Below are 18,542 nucleotides of genomic sequence, written 5' to 3'. Positions count from 1 at the left end.
TCCCTAAGGATTCCTTACCAACCTAACAAATGCGCTGCTAGACTTTTCTACTGCAAAATCATTGCCCGTATCCATGTCGATAACATAAGCTCTTCTCAGCGTGCCTCCAGTACCATCTAAACTCGACTGCAAGGTCCAGTAATAGCGATGACCAAGCGTGGTTGTGCTAGGTAAGTTAGGGAAAAGCGCTTCATCTATCACCGCAGTACTTGCATTGCCGTAATCAAGTAGCCCAAGTAGTTCCATATAAGTTGGTAAGCGCCAATTGTTACCACCGCAGTAACTTTGCTCTCCAATGGCAGGGTTATTCACTTCATCAATCAAAGCTTGAATACCACAGTGGCTATCCTGCGGGCAGGTTGTATTTGCTGCAGCCTGCACACTCCCCTCAGCAATCGCCCCGTCTACCTCAACATACCAGGTATAACTATTTTGTGCGTTGCGAGAAGAAGTATTTGGTAATGTACCCGAACTTGCTTCCTTTACTTCCCAAATAAGTCCTGTGACGTTATCACGAACACAAGCAAAGTCCGTAGCGTCATCAGGCAATTCATCCGCAAAGCGATTTAGTTTGGTGAAGTCAAAACCAGCTCGACCACTGCCTTCTTTCGCCACCTGAGTGGCAAAATTATCACGCCCACGCTGCGCATCTTGAGCCGAAAACTGCGTCATACTGCAGGTGATCGCATCCGTATTGTTAAAACATGCAGTTTGGCCACTATCGTTTAGTTTACCTAATGGCTTTTTCTCGATATCAATGCGCACGGTGTCGGTAGCAGAGCGGTTTTGCGAGTCAGTAACGGTCAGCTCAAATTCCACTTGCGACAAAATATTTTGATCTGGTGCGTTAAAAGTTGTTGAACACCCGGTAACAGAACTTAATGCTATCTGAGTGCCAGACGTCACTTGCCGCCATACACACTGTTTCTGACCAGATACAGTATCACTGTTTGAGCCATCAAGCGTGACCTCATCAAACTCTTGCACTTGCTGGTCGCTCCCAGCATCAGCCACTACCACATCCGAATTCGCAAGTAGCCCGAGGGTAAACTGGGTACTGGCTTGTCCGCCTTCATCATCGGTAACCGTCAACTGCCAGATTGACGCCTGAGAGCTCGCCAATAATGGATGGACAAAAGATAAAGTAGCTGTATTCAATCCCGTTGGCTGTATTGTTGTGGGACCACTTACTTGCTGCCACTGATAAGCAACCACTTGGCCATTTTCATCTGGATCGGAAGAGCCTGCGCCACTTAGGACAATAGTATCTTTATATTTGGCTGGTAATGTTTCCGGGGCTGTTTGGCTGATACTTGGTATAGGTAATTGATTGTTAGATTTGATAGCAACCGTCACTTGGTCGCTTGCAAGACTGCCATCAGGCGCAACATAATCAACCTGAATAAGTAAATTAACATCGGCTTTGATATCCGGTGCAACAAAAGCGGCTTGCTGCTCCGTAATTGGAAATTCACTGACGTTTGCACCAGAGATTACTTGCCAGTTAAAAGTACCGCCAGGAGGTGATGCTTGTGCATTCAAGGTGACTTCTGTTTTTTCGGTTACTTGGACATCAGCACCCGCGTTAACCGATGCGCTGACTTGGCTCGGTTCATCACTTCCAGAACCTCCGCCACAACCCGTTAATATTAGCGCAAGTACAACCCAACTTCCCTTGAATGCATTCATATTATTCCTTATGAATTATAGATAACTCTCTTGATGTATTCGCACGAACAACTTAGTGCCAACTTTACTGTAATCTATTTTGTATTCTCGGCCGTCTAAAGCCTGAATAAACAACAACCGCTTTACTTCACCAAATACATCAATACTCGAAACGTGGACGACCTCTAAATAACGCTCTTTAGCTTCTCTTCGATTTCTAGGTAAGTCTTCCTTAAAAGGCACCAAACCATTTGCAGTCACCTTGATTTTTGGGTGTGCTTCACCATTTACAATCACAAGATCTAACTTCTTCTCTTTGTGAATAATGGTATTACGCCCACTTTTAATATAGGCCGTTTCTAAGCTCATATTGGTGTATCCTGTTACATCTTCAGTAGGTGGTTTGTTCTTCTAACAATGCTTTTACCACCTCTTTAGGGTTAAGTTTCCAGCGGTTTAACATGACTGAAAATTGCCAAATATCCCTGTCTAAGGCAGTCGCGGGGACCAATAAATCATATCCCGTCACTGTCTTTAAATTATCCATCCGGTTTGCAAACATTGCCATTAAACCAGTATATTCTTTTCCCGCCTTGGAGCGAAAAACGGTTTCTTCTATCAACCATTCAGATGGGCAGTTGCCATTTTCGCAATGCATTTTAACAGCTTGTAAAAAAATATGCCGCTGCTCGATCAATAATTTACCCGCTAGTCTAGGTGTTAAATTTAATAAAAACGCATCAATATCATTAAGTTTAATACCAACTGCATTTAACTCAAGTGTTTCAACACCTTGTTGAACTTTGGGAATGCCGCTGGAGTGAAAGTTTACAATGGATAGCGGCCAAGCTCCATATTTATGCACATACCTAAACTCTTGTTCTGTAAAGTATAAACTAAAATATGGTTGCTGACTTTTGAGAAAGCCAACAAAAATAGCCACTAACATGGCGCTGGCAAGAAATATTTCTACAATAGTAATAGCTGTACCACGCAAGTTGACAAAAAGCATGATAACAACCAATCCAATTGCACCAACCAGCATAAATTCAACGCCATTGCGGTCAGCGGTTGCACGTAGTTTTGCTTCAAGCATGGGTATACCAGACATAAAAGATGTACATGATGATCGCCCATGCGACTAATTTACGTATTGTGATGCATCGTTTACATGAATGACTGTGTTTCATAATATTTAATTTAGGTACAAACACTTAAATTGAATTACATTTTCGTTTAATGCACAAATTTACAGGATATGCCGTCGACTTTGTTAGCCTTTAATTTTGTAAACTAGAGACAAATTATAATCTGGGTCACTTTTATGCGTCATCAATCAGGAAAAGCACTGTTTCCTTTTATCATTGTAGTGCTAGTCGTCATCAGCGGCTATTTATATTTACCAGCCTCGGAAGGCAAAATGAGTGGCAACTCGGCACCCGTAACCTCCGTTCAAGCTCATACCGTAACCAAAGAGGAACGTATTATTGCTGTTCACTCTATTGGTTCCGCCAGAGCAAATCAAGCTATCAACGTGAGTAGCGCCCAAAGCGACTATGTGGCAGCCCTATATTTCGATGACGGAGACGTAGTAAAAAAAGGCGATAAGCTAGTCCAGTTGCGTGATGCCGAAGAGAAACTCGATATCGAAGCGCTGAAAGTGACGCTAAAGGAAGAAATTAGACAACTAAACCGCCTTAAAGACCTCGCAAAAACTCAATCGGCGGCTCGCTCTCAACTAGAAGCACAATCAGCAAAGGTAGACACCTTAACTGCACAATTGGAAGCCACCAAAACAAAACTCGCCGAAATGACCATTTATGCCCCATTTGATGGATTATTGGGTACTCGAAATATCTCTATCGGTAGCTTCGTAAACAACAATACAGTGATCACCACGCTCGATGACATTAGCATCATTAAAGTGGATTTTCAGGTGCCTGAAAAATACCTAGCGCAACTACAGCTTGGTATGCAAGTGAATGCACAAAGTGAAGCTTACCCGGAGCAACTATTTACCGGTAAGGTCTCCCATATTGACCCGCGCATTAATGAACAAACGCGCTCAGTGCGAGTAACAGCGAGCTTCACCAATCTCGACCATAAACTTCGCCCAGGTATGCTGCTACATATGGGGCTTGAACTGGCTCGATTGCAAGCCCTTGTGGTGCCAGAAAAAAGCATCATTCCAAGACAAGATAAGCATTTTGTATTTGTCATTGACGACCAAGGTAAAGCGCAACAACGCGAAGTACACCTGCAAACTCGCTTTAGCGGCTGGGTAGCTATCGATGAAGGGCTTACAGAGGGACAACAAGTGATCACGGAAGGCACCCTGAAGATCCGCTCAGGCTCAAAAGTTGAAGTAAAGGGGTAAGGCGACGTGAGAATCACTGATACGGCGGTAAAGCGCCCGATCTTCGCGATCGTCATTAACTTACTGCTGCTGACCTTTGGCTTAGTGGCATTTACTATGCTACCGCTGCGCGAATACCCTGATATTGAAACTCCAATAGTCAGTGTAAGTACTAACTACACAGGCGCATCGGCGGAAGTTGTAGAAACCAAGATCACCCAAGTATTAGAAAACCGGATTTCGGGGATCGAAGGGATCAAAAGCATAAACTCCAGTAGCCGCAACGGTAGCTCCAATATCACTATCGAATTTAATATCGATCGCGATATCGACGCTGCTGCAAATGATGTGCGTGAGCGTGTTTCTCGTGCGCTGGATAGACTACCAGAGCAAGTGAGGCCGCCTGAAGTATCGAAATCAAACAGCGACGAAAGCCCTATCGCTTGGTTTGTACTCAATAGCGAAACCATGGATACCTTGCAGCTTTCAGACTACGCCCAGCGCTTTATCGTTGACCGTCTGGCGGTTGTTGATGGCGTATCGAATGTACGTATTGGCGGTGAGCGTCAATACGCCATGAAGATTTGGCTAGACCGAAAGGCGATGGCCGCTCGTGGAGTCACAAGCAGTGATATTGAACAAGTGCTACGCAGAGAAAACGTAGAATTACCCGCTGGCGAAATAGAATCCGTTGACCGTGATTTTTCTGTTCGTATTGCCAGAAGCTATAAGACTCAAGAAGACTTTGACAACCTAGTAATTAAGCGCGGTGAACAAGGCTATTTGGTGCGACTTGGTGAAGTCGCGCAGGTGGTACTTGAAGCCGCTGACGACGAAAGTACCTTCCGTGGTAATGGTAAAAATATGATTGGCCTTGGCGTTGTCAAGCAAGCCAAAGCCAATACGCTAGAAGTGGTCGACAACGCCCGTAAAGAGCTTGAAAAAATAAAACGCAACCTGCCTCAAGGCACCACCATAGAAGACAGCTACGATTCTTCTATTTTTATCCGTGAGTCCATTGCTGAAGTATACAGCACACTTGCGATTGCCATGGCGTTGGTAGTACTCGTTATCTACATCTTCCTTGGCAATATCCGCGCTACGCTGATCCCTGCTGTTACCGTGCCGGTAGCCTTAGTTGCAACCTTTATGTTCTTACTGGCCATGGGGTATTCTATCAACTTGCTGACGCTGCTTGCACTTGTGCTTGCCATCGGCCTTGTGGTCGATGACGCCATTGTAATGCTAGAAAATATCTACCGCCGCATCGAGCTTGGCGAACCTAAGTTACTGGCAGCGTACCGTGGCGCGCGTGAAGTAGGCTTTGCCATCATTGCAACAACGCTGGTTTTGGTTGCCGTATTTATTCCCTTGGTCTTTATGGATGGTCGTATTGGTGCCCTATTTACCGAGTTTGCCTTTGCAGTAAGTGCTGCGGTACTGTTCTCCAGCATTACCGCGTTGACCTTGTCTCCAGCCCTTTGCTCCAAAGTGTTAAAGCCTAGCAATAAAGAAAACCGCTTTAGTCAGTGGATGGACCGTCAATTTGGACGACTTGAACAAGGGTATCGTCGAGTTTTACAAGACAACTTATCGCGTAAATACAGCCTGATTGTGATGTTGGCACTGGCGGGCTTTACCAGCTACAGCCTGTTTAAACAGATCCCGTCTGAACTGACACCAAAAGAAGACCGCGGTACTTTCTTCGTTATGATGAATGGCCCAGAAGGGGCAAGCTACGAAAACAACTCGCAAAATATGGCAAAAATTGAAGAGCGCCTACTTCCTTATGTAGACTCAGAGGAACTTAGCCGCGTGCTTATTCGGGTACCTGGTTGGGGTGGTCAAGGCGGTGTTGCTATTATCGGCATGCCAGACTGGGATGAGCGAAAACGCTCTACTTGGGAAGTCATGGATGAGATCAGCGGTAAAATGCAAGATGTTACAGATATTCGCGCCTTTGCTATTATGCGCCGTGGTATTGGCGGCGGCGGTAACTCACGCCCCATTGAGTTTGTATTGCAAGGCAACGACTATGACGAGTTGGCCGCATGGCGCGATCGCATTCTAGAACGCGCACGAGAAAACAAAGGACTGGTTCGTCTTGATCACGATTACAAAGAAACCTTCCCACAGTTTTTGATAAGCATTGATAAAACCAAAGCTGCAGACTTAGGCGTGTCAGTAAGTGCCATCGGCCAAACGCTAGAAACCATGCTGGGACAACGTCGTGTTACCACCTTTATTGACCGCGGTGAAGAATACGATGTGATCTTAAAAGGCACCAAAGCCGACTTCTCTGCCCCAGATAATATTTCTGATATTTATGTGAAATCTCGTAGCGATGAGCTCGTGCCATTAGACAGTTTGATCACTATAAAAGAAGAAGCCACGGCTTCTCGATTAAACCGCTACAACCGTATGCGCGCGATAACTATCACGGCAAACCTCGCAGGCGACTATACACTGGAGCAAGCGCTCGACTTTTTAAATAAAGTTGCCGCCGAAGAGAATGATATCGACGGTGCCATCGACTACAAAGGCGAGTCACAGCTGTTTTATGAAGGTGCATCAGCGATGACCTATGTGTTTATTCTGGCGCTCACGGTTACGTTCTTGGTATTAGCCGCACAGTTTGAAAGCTTTGTCCATCCACTGGTTATCATGCTCACCGTACCGCTGGGCTTAGTCGGTGCGATGTATGGGTTATTTATCACCGACAGCACGCTCAACATTTATAGCCAAATTGGTATTGTCATGTTGATTGGCCTTAGCGCCAAAAACGGGATCTTAATCGTGGAATTTGCTAACCAATTGCGTGACAAAGGCATTGCCTTCGAACAAGCCATTGTTGATGCTGCAGCGCAGCGATTAAGACCTATTATTATGACCTCGCTAACGACCGTGATGAGCTCTATCCCGCTTGTGTTTGCAACAGGTCCAGGGTTCGAAAGCCGCATGGTGATCGGTGTCGTGATTTTTGCCGGTGTCAGTGTTGCCACCATTTTAACCTTGTTTGTTATCCCAACCGCCTATACTTTACTAGCTAAGAAGACGCAATCTCCAGAAGAGACGACAAAACGTCTTGAGGAGCAGTCGAAACAACATCCTGAGCAGGAGGTATAATGGCAACTTTACGAACCGCAACTTTTGGTGGTGGTTGTTTTTGGTGTATTGATGCGGCATTTCGCCGCGTCAATGGTGTTGAGTCAGTGCAGTCAGGTTACGCAGGTGGCCACACAGATAATCCCACCTATCAAATGATATGTCGGGGAGACAGTGGTCATGCTGAGGTAGTCCAACTGCAATTTGATGCCGATATTGTCAGCTTTGATACTTTGCTTAATATGTTTTTTACCCTGCATGACCCAACGCAGTTGAATCGCCAAGGCAACGACATTGGTACTCAGTACCGTAGTGTGGTGTTTTATCATGACCAGCAGCAACAGCAACAAACTCAAGATTGTATTGCGCAACTTCAAAACCAGTTAAGTGAAAAAATAGTGACTGAGGTTAGCCCTGCGCCTGAATTTTATCCTGCTGAGCACTATCACCAAGATTATTACACTGAAAACCCAAACCAAGGCTATTGCAGTGTGATGATTGCCCCTAAAATTGCAAAATTTGAAAGCCATTTTGCGGCAAATTTAAAGCACTAAACTTGTGTGCCGAACGCAATAGATTGCGTTCGGCTTACGCCTTACGGCAACATAGGTATAGCAAATACATAAAAGCTAGTGCGGCCATCTTTAATCCGCAAATGCCCACGCATTACTTCCATTTCTAAATTCGCCGTATCACCAGGTCTTAAGGTATCTAAGCCTTTAAGCGGAACAACACCTGAATTGATTAACTGGGCGTTGTGTTTAATGACCTGCGGAATATCTTCGCTCATATCCACACCCAAGAATTCAAACACATCAATCACAATACGGCTAAATTCAGTATAAAGCTTGTCAAAAATCCCCGGAGTCAAGGTATCTATCAAATCGAGGATCCACGGCAACTCTACCTTTGTCGTCACCACAGGCTTAAAGCTAGAAATTAAAGGATCTAACTCAAGCTGCTGGGTACGTACATCATACTTACCTTTGATGGTGACATTTTCGTTGTTAATATAGACATGGATATAGATATTCATCCCAAGCTGCTTCTTACGAAACTTAGCGTAAGACTTCAAATCGAAACCATCGATCAACACCGGTACTTTATTTTGCGCATCGACTCTACCTGCAATTTTCATATGCATAGTGCCGTAGAGACTAGTGGTGTGGCTCACTTTATTTGAACTAGATTGCGCGGCAATATTGTTGACGATATCGGTCGTCAACTCTTTGTAGTTATGTTCCACATTCGAAAATTGCTGATGAATGATATCTGACACCTGCGTATACATTTCCTTTGGACCTTGGCTAGATGTTGTCCTGCCAGTAGACCAACACTCTCCACCAGTATAAATCACAGGCACTGATATAGGCGTTAGATGATCGTTGCCGGGGTGGCGATAGTACATCATGCTGCGGATCCGACTACAGGTTTGCGATGGCGCGTTAAACCAAGCGAAATCGCCCGTCATTGATTGTGTTGAAAATTGAGGTTCAAGCTGATTTTCAGGTAGTGAGGCTTGCGCTGATGTGACAATCCCAAGCGTGAGTAACCCAAATAATAGTGACTTCATGTTCTTTTCCTTAAGGTATTAATAATACAAATCAAATCTATTATCAACCACAAATAAGGTAGAACACCAGTTACAAATGTAATGCAACTAGGGCCTGTTGATCTTTCAAGTTTGTTTTTGCAGCAGTTTGACTGGTATTTATACAAGGCAGAGCCTGCGTAGCATAGTTATTCTATGTAAGTCAGGTGATAACACAGTAGAAATGCCAGTCAAGCGCTGCCCTTTGGGTTCACCTGAGTGCGCTTTGTTCATTGTTGCTCAACTTTTGCCTAGATTACTAGGCGGCAAGTCGAGCGTCGCGATCAAAACACACTCAGAAGAACAAAAATCAAACAGCAAAGGTCAACAGGCCCTAAATGATAAATAAGAAAAGTGATCCATTACTCATGATGGATCACTCTGGGTATTGAAAAGCAGTTAACGCATTAGAAGCTATAGCTCACACCAACGTAGGCTTGTCTACCTAGTGGCTTATAGCCCAGTAAAGAGCCATCTTTTGCTTCGCCCGCTGTGGCATTGAAATAACGCTTATCGGTTAAGTTTTCAATACGGCCATTTAACTTGAATCCGTCGAAAAACGTATAGTTAGCAGCTAAGTTAAACAGCGTATATGACGGTAAAGTCACTGTATATGCACCTTCAGCTCCCCATACTTTATCGTCGCGATTACCTCTATGGACTAAGGTCAGTGTTGCGTCGACATTTTCCCACTCTTTACTGACTGAATAAGTTAAGGTGCGTCTCGCTCTGCGCTGTAATTGCTTGTCGGTATCAGCGTCTTTAGCACTCACATAGCTTGCATTTACCGTATGCTCGATACCAAATTTGTCTTCAATTTCAACAGAAAGATCAGCACCTTCAAAGTCAGCGCGCTGAACATTGTAAGGGATGTATTTCCATTTATCATTTTGCTGATAAACGATTTTATCGGTAATACGGTTATCGTATACCGCAGCTTCCACACGAAAGTTCTTGCCGCTCCATGTGACAATAATTTCGTTATTAGTGGCTTCTTCCGGCTTAATATTTGGGTTAGGCAGATAGTAAGGACTATCAATCACAAACGCCTGTGATAAAGAAGGTGCTCTAAAGGCAGTACCATGATTCAACTTAACACTCAGGCCATCCATGAGTTGCTTGCCTACAGCAACCGTATAGGTGTTTGCACGACCATGAAAATCATAATCATCCGTTCTCAGTACAACCTCTGCCAGCCAATTTTCATCGTTGTAAAACCCACCTAGTGCTAAAGATAAGTTATCACGCTCAGGCTCTGAAAAAGAGGCGGTAGAATCACCAACATCTTCATTTAGAAAGGTAAAGTTACCAGTGAAGATCAAAGCTTCAGTTAAACTATATTGCGACTGATATTCAAATTGGCTGCGTTTGGTGACATAAGCGTTATCGTCAGCACTATTGCCGATTTGAACGTTTTGTTCCTTACCTAAGCTGTATGACGCACTTTGACTAAACTTGTCAGTACGTCTTTTCCACGCCAACTTATTGGTGTAGTTATGGAAACGGTAAGCATCACTACCAAAAGAGTCATACTCCCCCTCACCTTCACTGTACTGTGAACGTAAGCTAAAAATGCCACTTTCTTCATCACCATACTGCACATTTAAACCGGCATTACCGTTATAATATCCATCACGGTCATGGTTTTTTGTGATTGCAGCTTCAGGGTCTTTCTCAATCACATCATAGCCATCGGTATGAGTGTAACCCGCATTAGCTGCAATACTAAACTTGTCTTTTTTGTAATTTACCGTCGCTTCGGTCTTGGAGTAATTGTTACTCCCAGTCGTAAGCGCGATTGTATTGTTATTCCCTTCGCGACTAATAATATTAATCACGCCAGCAATGGCATCTGAACCATAAATTGCAGCTTTGGCACCACGAATAATCTCAATTCTTTCGATGCTATTAAGTGGTAAATTAGTGAGCGAATTGTCACCGGAGTTTGCATCCGTCACTCGAACCCCATCGATTAACACTAGCGTATGCTTAGCATCATTACCGCGTAGAAATAAACTCACGCTTTGACCAAAGCCTCCGTTTCTAACCGCTTGAATACCAGCGACATTATCGAGTAGCGATACGACATCTTGAACATTGCTTTTTTCAATATCAGCACGACCTATAACCGTAATGGCAGACAATGCGCTTTCTAGAGACTGTTCAAATTTATTGGCAGTAACAGTGATATGTTCAACATTTTGATCCGCAAATGCTGAAAAAGAGAGCGCCGTCGCTATCGCCGCGCTTAGAGCAGTTTTATTTAACATGGTTTCCCCTAACTTGTACCCACCGTACAAGAACACAAAGTGACTGTTTCAAGGCCGGTCTCCGGGCTCAGTAAATCTGCAGATTGGCAGTTCACTCTACCGTTGCGGGGGCAGCGCTGGCATAGAACCGATCCAAGCTAATCACGTGTAATAAACTGTCTTACTCAATTTATTATTGATTAACGCAATTAGATGTTCCCTTGTGTTCGCACCAGTTTCCCGATTATCTATACACTTAGCAACCACACTAGGTTGTGTACAGCACCTTGAAAATGCGAGGCTATTGTCTTGGGTTTCGGAATGATTGTCAATGGACGTCTAGAAATCCAAAAGTGCAATCTATGCACTTTTGGAACGAAGGAAAGCGTAACTAGGACCTGTTGACCTTTGCTGTTTGATTTTTGTTCTCCTGAGTGTGTTTTGATCGCGACGCTCGACTTGTCGCCTAGTAATCTAGGCAAAAGTTGAGCAACAATGAACAAAGCGCACTCAGGGGAACCCAAAGGGCAGCGCTTGATTGGCATTTCTACTGTGTTATCGCCTAACTTACATAGAATAACTATGCTACGCAGGCTCTGCCTTGCATAAATACCAATCAAACTGCTGCAAAAACAAACTTGAAAGGTCAACAGGCCCTAGTCGCGGAAGTTTTTGAATTGAAATGGCTGACCAAGCTCACCGGTACGAACCAGTTGCATCGTTTCTTGCAAATCGTCACGCTTTTTACCCGTTACACGCACCGTATCGCCTTGAATTGACGCTTGAACTTTAACTTTTGAGTCTTTAATAAGCTTAACCAGTTTTTTCGCCATCTCTTTGTCGATGCCTTGCTTTAACGCCACCTTGCGCGATACGTATTTGCCAGAGCGCTCAATGTCTTTTAACTCGAAGCTTGCTACATCAAGGCCGCGCTTTGCCGCTTTACCCACTAACATATCGAACAATTGCATAACTTGCTGTTCTGCTTCCGCTTTGAGGTTGATCATTTCACCGCTTAGCTCGATTGACGCATCTACGCCACGAAAATCAAAACGCGTATCAAGCTCACGAACCGCGTTGTCTACGGTATTTTTTGCTTCTGTCATATCAATTTCAGATACAATATCAAATGAAGGCATGCTTCTCTCCTAAAGTCATTTTGGCTCGATTATAGCAGTTTATGCTTAATTTGAGTTACTTTAAGTTTTTAAACAACGTATTAGGATGTTCACCCAATGGACAGTTTTCGATGGTATACTGCTCGCTTAGTCATACAGAAGTAGGATGTATTGTGACACGGCGCGTTTATAAAGCTCTTTTGATTATCTCTTTAATTATATGTACGGTGCTATTCGCAAAGGAAATTAGCTTGTCTCCAAAGCTGTTCCCAAATATCGATAAAGTGGCACATTTTGGTGTGTTTTTTGTGCTTGCGTTTATCTCTCACCATGCTTTTAAAGTGAAAGTATGGACACACATAGTGCTACTGTCCTTGTATGGTGCAGGAATTGAGTGGATGCAACATACACTACCGTACCGCCAAGCATCTACCGCTGACTTTTTAGCTGATTTAGCCGGTGCGGTCAGTTATTTTGTTCTATTTTATATTTGGGCAAGTTGGCGCAACAGAAAACATGGCTAACATACATATTTTAGGTGAAGGGGCGATAGGATTACTGCTCGCCCAGCATCTTAGTCAATCTCATCAAATTACGCTGATCACTCGAAATAAACGCGCAGCGACTTATCGCTATCAAACAGCAAGTATTCAACAAACCATCCCATGCAGCACAAAAACGCTTGCAGAACTTCCAGCCAGCAGTATAGATACGCTAATCATTCCCGTTAAAGCATATCAGGTCATCGAAGCACTCCGAGCGCTTCGTCCTGCTCTTTCAAAAAATGGCACGCTAATTCTTAGTCATAATGGCATGGTAGATTGGTCTGGTGAGTTAGCTGCGCTTGAAAAAACACAATCCGCCTACTTCTTAAGCACATCCATCGCAGGCTATAAAGTCGCAGACACGGTGCACCATACAGGACAAGGTGCAACTTGGTTTGGGCCGCTAAATTCACCAGCTGAATGCCACTACCAGCGCGTATTCTCGCAACTGTTTAGCACATTTGAAAATGCCCAAACCACGTTTGATATCATGCCAACACTTTGGAAAAAGCTGGCGGTTAATATTGCCATTAACCCATTAAGTGCATTGGAGCAAGTCGCAAATGGTCAGTTAAGACAGCCCAAATACGCAGCCCAAATCCTTAATTTAATGAATGAAGTACAACTAGTGGCTGCAAGTACAGGCGTAAACTTAGCGCTTAGCGAGCTAGTCACGCTTGCTTACACCGTAATGGCACAAACCGCAAACAATCGCTCTTCAATGAATCAGGATGTCGCGAATAATAGACGCACAGAAATTGACGCCATGTGCGGGTATATTTGCGAGCTAGCAGCAAAACAAAATATTGATGTACCGTTTAATCAACAGTTATTTGATGAAGTGAATAAGCGCTGGCAGCTAGCGCGACAATAAGCTTAACTTCTCGGTGGGTAAACCGCCTCCCACAAAACTATTTACACAGCGAATTAGGGATTAAGTATGATGTCGGAGCGTCGTTTCAAAAGAATGAACGAAGAGCGCATGGAGGGTAACTACAAAATACTAGCAAACAAATAAATTGGGACGCGTGAGCAATAACAAACGACCTCTTACCTCCCCACAAAAACGTACGTTGGGTAAATCCTAAAGTCTCACCCAACGCTTGTTAACATGCTTTATTCTAAGGGCGGTACACCTTGACGTTAGCATAGCCATTTTCATGCAGAATAAGTGCTTGTAACTGGCTCATTACGCCTTTCGAACAGTACAGGTAGTATTCTTTGTCCTGTGGTAAGTCGCCAAACTTAGTGGCTAATCTAAAGAAAGGTAAGTGGATCACCTGTGCGCCATCTAGCTCTAGAGGGTTGGCATCTTCCTCTTCTGGAGAACGAATATCTAATACCACCGCATTGTCTGGTAATTCACTTACCGACTCCGCTTCTTTCACTTCTTCTTTTGCTTCAACTTCAATGTCACGAATATCTTTTACCGTCGCGTTAGCTACAACTGTATTCAATACATCAAAGTCAAACTTTTCTTCTTCCGCTAAGATCTTGTGAAGCTGTGCTTTTACCGTTGGTTTTTGAGAGATCACACCACAATATTCAGGCATTGCTTCTGCCATTTCATTGGTGCCAATCGCTCTGGCAATACGAATGATCTCTTCTTTATCGTGTTGAATAAGCGGTCGTAAGATCAGCATCTCTGTAACACGGTCAATCACGTTGAGGTTAGCCAAGGTTTGACTCGATACCTGACCAATACTTTCACCAGTTACCAGTGCTGGGATCCCCAAACGCTCTGCGACTACAGCACCTGCACGCATCATCATGCGTTTTAGTACCACGCCCATTTGTCCGCTTTCGATATTCTCAAGAATTTCTGCAACAACCGGCTCAAAGTCAATCGTAATAAATTTAACTTTGTGGGTAGAGCTAAATTGTTTCCACAAGTAGTGGCTTACTTGCTTAACACCAATTTCGTGGGCTGCGCCACCTAAGTTAAAGAACAAAAAGTGCGTTCGCGCGCCTTTTCGCATCATTTGATAAGTCGCAACACCGGAGTCGAATCCGCCAGAAACCAAAGACAGCACGTCTTCTTGTGTTGGTAGTGGGAAGCCACCTAAACCAAAGTGCTGGTGACGAACAATGTAGGCTTTATTGTCTTTGACTTCGATTTTAACCGTCACATCAGGTTTTTTCAGTCTTACGCTGGCACCCTCTACATTTTGGTTTAAACCGCCACCAACATAACGCTCCACGTCGCTTGAAGTAAACTCATGCTTACCTTGGCGCTTTACGCGTACACAAAACGTTTTGCCCTTGATCAATGGCTCAACCAAAGCAATCGTTTGTTGGTAGATATCATCAAGCGTATCGAACTGTGTCTCTTGCACCTCAATAAACTGCACAATACCTGGCGTTCGTTTAAGGTGGTCAATTAGACCATGGCGGGTTTTCTCGTCACTTAGCTCGCTCGTCACTGAGATATTGTCCCAGTTATTTTTAACTTTTACGTTTTCGTCAACGCGAACCAACAGCATTTTGATGTTCTTCTCTAATACTTTGGTAAAACGCTTACGGACGGATTTGCTCTTAATAGCAATTTCGGGATGTAATTTGACGATAAATTTAAGCATAAAAGTCACTCTACTACAGATCGATTATCGGTTGCGATGACGCACTGATTTGACCTAAGCGGACTTTATCGTGGCGCACACTGACCGAGGACAGTTCGGGCGCGCGAGTATATCAAACTCAGAGCCGATTAGGAAATAAACAAACCTTTTCCCTTTGTGCTCTACAAAGCCTTTTGCCCGTGCTCACCAAGACAAAAGGCCCGCTTAATTATTTTAAAGCTAAGCGATACTCGGTAAGCTCGCCTCTGCTAGTGCTTGATAATGCTGCTGAAGTTGTGCCACTTTCGGTGCGCTCATTGGCGTCGCGTAAGGTTTAAAAATCATCAGTACTTTAACAATACCATTGTATATATCTTGTTGCTCGAGAACGCCTGTCATTCTTCTGGCTTTAACATAGGGAGTCCAGAAGCTAACGGTCATTTTCAACATATGCGCAAGCTCTTTAGCATCGTCATCATCTATGGTGATCACTCCCGTATCTCTTAGGCCAATTACTACAGCCTTTACTTGCTCGAGTAAGCGTGACTGAAAAGCAATGTAGTTTTTTTTCAATTCATCATCACGAGCTAAGATGTCTGTCAGGTTGTCGTAGAAAAAGTGATAACGCCACATCAGGTCGAACAAGGAATCTAAATATTGAGTTAGCTGCTCAAGCGGTTCGTTGTGCTGCTCCAGAGGCTTAAAATGCGTATTTAAATGCTCGCTATAAAGGGCGAATATTTGCCGAATGATGTCTTCTTTATTTTTAAAATGATAGTACAAATTGCCAGGGCTAATCCCCAAACTGGACGCTATATGGTTTGTCGTAATCGCGCGCTCTCCATGCAAATTAAATAACGCGATGCTGGTACGTATTATTTTTTCCTTGGTATTCATTACGATTCTCTATCTTTGTTGATAACGTGGTCGCGTTATTACTAGTGTTACTAGGCTATTTCGCGCTCCATGTGAAAAAATAGCACTAATTTTACCTCTAGATAAGCTTAGATCCGACAAAGCTGACCAGTGTTTTTTCAAAAAAACCTTGTTACCATACAAAAAAATTCAACATAGTTACGCTTATGAAAGTCATCGCCCTCTACCCTGGCACATTTGATCCCCTCACTAATGGACATGAAGACTTAATCAAACGTGCAGCAAAAATGTTTGATACCGTGATCTTGGCAATTGCCCATAACCCAAATAAACAGCCTTGCTTCTCACTAGAGCAACGTGTTGCTTTGGCTGAAGAAATTTTAAAGTCACATAAAAATGTAAAAGTGATTGGGTTTTCAGGATTACTCGTTGATTTAGCGAAAGAGCAAAAAGCCAACGTGCTGATCCGCGGCATTCGCGCGGTGTCTGACTTTGACTATGAGTTCCAACTGGCCAATATGAATCGTCGTTTACATCCTGATTTGGAAAGCGTATTTTTAACGCCATCTGAAAAGAATTCATTTATCTCGTCAACTTTAGTAAAAGAAGTTGCGCTTCATAAAGGCAATGTCAGTGAATTTGTTCACCCGCTGGTTGCCAAAGCTTTAGAGGAAAAACTACACGGATGAAACAGTGCCTATTATCCCTAGCCGTATTGGTTGGTACTTATGCGCACGCTTCACCTTGGATAGAGGTGTCGCAAAGTGAGCTTAAACACAGCATAGATTTACTGGTTGCAGAAGGCGTGATAAATCGTCCAGTTAATCAATATCCTCTGCTGTGGAGCGGCATTGTTAATGACCTTGCCGCTATTGATGACAGAAATCTCTCTGAAACCGCAAGCTTTGCATTGGCACATTTACGCCATGCACTAAAACAAGCAAAAAGAGCAAGATACAGTAGTGTAAAAGCACATTTTAACGGTGCTGAAGAGCGCTCAACAGGCTTTGGTGAACGTCAAAATGAACGTTCTGGCTTACGTACTTATGGCGTTATTACTGGCGGTGCAGTTAGCGCTAAAGTTGCGGTTAACTACGCAGATGAAGGCCAAGATGGAAAATACGTTAATCACCACGGCAGCCACCTTGCAGTGCTGTTTGGTAATTGGTCTCTCAGCGCTGAGCGACTCAGTTATTGGTGGGGACCGAGCAACGAAAATGCGCTAATGCTTTCAAACAACGCAGCGCCAATGAAGGCGGTTCGTTTGAGTCGTGCCAATAACAACTACATTGGACCGAGCTTTCTCTCTTTCGTTGGCCCTTGGCAAGTGACGGCTATTATGGCAAAACAACGCCCGAATATAGCCAGTAAAAAGGATGGCGATTTTTGGGGATTTAGAGCGGCTGCCTTTCCAATTCAAGGGCTAGAACTTGGCTTTAGTACAACATCCAGCGACTTTGTTTATCAGCAGCAAAACCTTGAAAGCCAAAAGCAAACACAACGCCTCACCAGCGTTGACTTCAAATATTCCACTCGGATAGCTAATCAACCGCTTGCTTTATACGGTGAGTTTGCAGGCAATAACGACAGTGGTGTATTACCAAGCAATCCAATGTACACCCTAGGTATTGAAAGCTACTGGGGTGGTAAAGACTATCGTCTCAAGAGTTTTATTGAATACTCAGATACAAGCATTGATTGTAAAGACGAGCTAAAACTCGCGCTTTGCCCAAGAGATAATACCGTGGATTCAGCAAATTACAGTGAGCGCGACCTCTGGCTTGGAGCAAGCTCAGGATTGGACGCTAAAAACCTCACTTTCGCGTTAGATTACTTCAGCACAGATGGCATTGGTGCTTATGCCAAACTAAAACGAGTTGAATTTGACACATTAGACGTTGAGCGAAACCAGCTCGAGCTCGGTTACCAACAAGGCGTGTTTGGCGCGCTTGCTAAAATTGGCGTAAAAGCATGGCAAGATAAGTCTCAGAAAGAAGACGAAAGCCACGCAGCACTTACGTTGAGCGTGGAATATCAGTTTTAACGAGCGGCCATCGCCGCTCTTTTATTATGGCGTATAATCCAAGAAAGTCCTTAGGAATAAGCAAAACAACAATTAAAAGCCAATCGGTTATATACATTCCGATAGTGTATAACCAGTAAACCCAATCACGATACTCTTTATCCACTCGGTGATTAGTAATAATATCCTCATTTATAATTAAAGCAAAAAGAAATGAGTTTACTGTTAAAAAACCTATCACATAGGACTTCACTACTCTTGTCAGTCTAAACTCTGGAAACTTAAATAGCTTAACTAGCAAAAGTATTGTAGAAATATCTAAGAATAAAAATATAAAGTAAATTGAAAGATCATAGAACCCCGCTGTACCAGTTAACCCAGGGCGGGATCGCACTTTTAGCTAATTTATGATCAAATAGCGCCAATCCCATTGCTAGGCGCAACCAATGAACC

At 43.7% G+C, this 18,542-nt stretch carries 15 protein-coding genes and 1 riboswitch; of the genes, 7 read left to right on the top strand and 8 right to left on the bottom strand.

What is annotated here, in order from left to right; translation table 11 throughout:
* Positions 1 to 3: 3 nt before the first annotated feature.
* The 3 genes from NO992_RS12080 to NO992_RS12070 are packed head-to-tail and all read right to left on the bottom strand — an operon-like array spanning position 4 to position 2,779.
* Complete coding sequence (locus NO992_RS12080; RefSeq protein WP_371377457.1) at positions 4 to 1,689, bottom strand: DUF1566 domain-containing protein; 1,686 nt, start codon at positions 1,687 to 1,689, stop codon at positions 4 to 6.
* A gap of 15 nt (positions 1,690 to 1,704) precedes the next feature.
* Positions 1,705 to 2,037, bottom strand: coding sequence for a hypothetical protein (locus NO992_RS12075; protein WP_010607140.1), 333 nt, complete (start codon positions 2,035 to 2,037; stop codon positions 1,705 to 1,707).
* 22 nt (positions 2,038 to 2,059) lie between these two features.
* Positions 2,060 to 2,779: a DUF2982 domain-containing protein gene (locus NO992_RS12070; protein ID WP_371377454.1), complete on the bottom strand. Its 720-nt coding sequence runs from the start codon at positions 2,777 to 2,779 to the stop codon at positions 2,060 to 2,062.
* 213 nt (positions 2,780 to 2,992) lie between these two features.
* Here NO992_RS12070 and NO992_RS12065 point away from each other — a divergent pair, with 213 nt between their 5' ends.
* From NO992_RS12065 to msrA, 3 genes are read left to right on the top strand one after another with little or no spacing between them, the layout of a single operon-like run.
* Entirely contained in the window at positions 2,993 to 4,045 is a 1,053-nt protein-coding gene (locus NO992_RS12065) for an efflux RND transporter periplasmic adaptor subunit (protein WP_371377451.1), read from the top strand.
* A 6-nt stretch (positions 4,046 to 4,051) separates the two neighbouring features.
* Positions 4,052 to 7,150 (top strand): efflux RND transporter permease subunit, encoded by a 3,099-nt coding sequence (locus NO992_RS12060; protein WP_017218429.1) that lies wholly within the window; start codon positions 4,052 to 4,054, stop codon positions 7,148 to 7,150.
* A complete protein-coding gene (gene msrA, locus NO992_RS12055) occupies positions 7,150 to 7,683 on the top strand; it encodes a peptide-methionine (S)-S-oxide reductase MsrA (protein ID WP_010374233.1) in 534 nt (177 codons plus the stop codon). Before NO992_RS12060 ends, msrA begins: the two co-directional genes overlap by 1 nt.
* 41 nt (positions 7,684 to 7,724) lie before the next feature.
* Here msrA and NO992_RS12050 read toward each other — a convergent pair whose 3' ends face one another.
* The 3 genes from NO992_RS12050 to NO992_RS12040 form a co-directional block, all read right to left on the bottom strand.
* The gene (locus NO992_RS12050) at positions 7,725 to 8,702 is read right to left on the bottom strand and encodes a hypothetical protein (RefSeq protein ID WP_010374234.1); all 978 of its coding nucleotides are present in this window, start codon (positions 8,700 to 8,702) and stop codon (positions 7,725 to 7,727) included.
* A gap of 425 nt (positions 8,703 to 9,127) precedes the next feature.
* Positions 9,128 to 10,990, bottom strand: a complete 1,863-nt coding sequence (locus NO992_RS12045; protein ID WP_371377447.1) for a TonB-dependent receptor domain-containing protein — start codon at positions 10,988 to 10,990, stop codon at positions 9,128 to 9,130.
* Between the two features lie 34 nt (positions 10,991 to 11,024).
* A riboswitch (cobalamin riboswitch) is annotated at positions 11,025 to 11,271 on the bottom strand.
* Positions 11,272 to 11,625: 354 nt separating this feature from the next.
* Positions 11,626 to 12,108, bottom strand: a complete 483-nt coding sequence (locus NO992_RS12040; RefSeq protein WP_010374237.1) for a YajQ family cyclic di-GMP-binding protein — start codon at positions 12,106 to 12,108, stop codon at positions 11,626 to 11,628.
* A 230-nt stretch (positions 12,109 to 12,338) separates the two neighbouring features.
* On the opposite strand from NO992_RS12040, the gene NO992_RS12035 reads away from it, so the two are divergent.
* Together NO992_RS12035 and NO992_RS12030 are read left to right on the top strand one after the other, a co-directional pair.
* The gene (locus NO992_RS12035) at positions 12,339 to 12,611 is read left to right on the top strand and encodes a VanZ family protein (protein WP_010374238.1); all 273 of its coding nucleotides are present in this window, start codon (positions 12,339 to 12,341) and stop codon (positions 12,609 to 12,611) included.
* A complete protein-coding gene (locus tag NO992_RS12030; RefSeq protein WP_371377442.1) occupies positions 12,604 to 13,506 on the top strand; it encodes a ketopantoate reductase family protein in 903 nt (300 codons plus the stop codon). The genes NO992_RS12035 and NO992_RS12030 overlap by 8 nt, the downstream gene beginning before the upstream one ends.
* A gap of 247 nt (positions 13,507 to 13,753) precedes the next feature.
* Here the strand turns inward: NO992_RS12030 and thiI are convergent, their stop codons facing one another.
* Complete coding sequence (gene thiI, locus NO992_RS12025; protein WP_371377439.1) at positions 13,754 to 15,211, bottom strand: tRNA uracil 4-sulfurtransferase ThiI; 1,458 nt, start codon at positions 15,209 to 15,211, stop codon at positions 13,754 to 13,756.
* A gap of 219 nt (positions 15,212 to 15,430) precedes the next feature.
* Positions 15,431 to 16,087: a TetR/AcrR family transcriptional regulator gene (locus tag NO992_RS12020; protein ID WP_010374241.1), complete on the bottom strand. Its 657-nt coding sequence runs from the start codon at positions 16,085 to 16,087 to the stop codon at positions 15,431 to 15,433.
* Between the two features lie 185 nt (positions 16,088 to 16,272).
* Between NO992_RS12020 and coaD the strand changes: the two genes are divergently transcribed.
* Both coaD and NO992_RS12010 read left to right on the top strand, forming a co-directional pair.
* Positions 16,273 to 16,755: a pantetheine-phosphate adenylyltransferase gene (gene coaD, locus NO992_RS12015; protein ID WP_010374242.1), complete on the top strand. Its 483-nt coding sequence runs from the start codon at positions 16,273 to 16,275 to the stop codon at positions 16,753 to 16,755.
* Positions 16,752 to 18,110 (top strand): capsule assembly Wzi family protein, encoded by a 1,359-nt coding sequence (locus NO992_RS12010; RefSeq protein ID WP_371377435.1) that lies wholly within the window; start codon positions 16,752 to 16,754, stop codon positions 18,108 to 18,110. Before coaD ends, NO992_RS12010 begins: the two co-directional genes overlap by 4 nt.
* The last annotated feature ends 432 nt before the right edge of the window (positions 18,111 to 18,542 follow it).

The organism is Pseudoalteromonas sp. DY56-GL79, from assembly GCF_041414765.1.
GTDB classification, from domain to species: Bacteria; Pseudomonadota; Gammaproteobacteria; order Enterobacterales; family Alteromonadaceae; genus Pseudoalteromonas; species Pseudoalteromonas piscicida.
This window is presented reverse-complemented; position numbering and strand designations above follow the sequence as displayed.

Coding starts and splice junctions, on each gene's coding strand:
- NO992_RS12080 (WP_371377457.1), bottom strand. CDS start 1,689: ATGAATGCATTCAAGGGAAGTTGGGTTGTACTTGCGCTAATATTAACG.
- NO992_RS12075 (WP_010607140.1), bottom strand. CDS start 2,037: ATGAGCTTAGAAACGGCCTATATTAAAAGTGGGCGTAATACCATTATT.
- NO992_RS12070 (WP_371377454.1), bottom strand. CDS start 2,779: ATGTCTGGTATACCCATGCTTGAAGCAAAACTACGTGCAACCGCTGAC.
- NO992_RS12065 (WP_371377451.1), top strand. CDS start 2,993: ATGCGTCATCAATCAGGAAAAGCACTGTTTCCTTTTATCATTGTAGTG.
- msrA (WP_010374233.1), top strand. CDS start 7,150: ATGGCAACTTTACGAACCGCAACTTTTGGTGGTGGTTGTTTTTGGTGT.
- NO992_RS12050 (WP_010374234.1), bottom strand. CDS start 8,702: ATGAAGTCACTATTATTTGGGTTACTCACGCTTGGGATTGTCACATCA.
- NO992_RS12045 (WP_371377447.1), bottom strand. CDS start 10,990: ATGTTAAATAAAACTGCTCTAAGCGCGGCGATAGCGACGGCGCTCTCT.
- NO992_RS12040 (WP_010374237.1), bottom strand. CDS start 12,108: ATGCCTTCATTTGATATTGTATCTGAAATTGATATGACAGAAGCAAAA.
- NO992_RS12030 (WP_371377442.1), top strand. CDS start 12,604: ATGGCTAACATACATATTTTAGGTGAAGGGGCGATAGGATTACTGCTC.
- thiI (WP_371377439.1), bottom strand. CDS start 15,211: ATGCTTAAATTTATCGTCAAATTACATCCCGAAATTGCTATTAAGAGC.
- NO992_RS12020 (WP_010374241.1), bottom strand. CDS start 16,087: ATGAATACCAAGGAAAAAATAATACGTACCAGCATCGCGTTATTTAAT.
- coaD (WP_010374242.1), top strand. CDS start 16,273: ATGAAAGTCATCGCCCTCTACCCTGGCACATTTGATCCCCTCACTAAT.
- NO992_RS12010 (WP_371377435.1), top strand. CDS start 16,752: ATGAAACAGTGCCTATTATCCCTAGCCGTATTGGTTGGTACTTATGCG.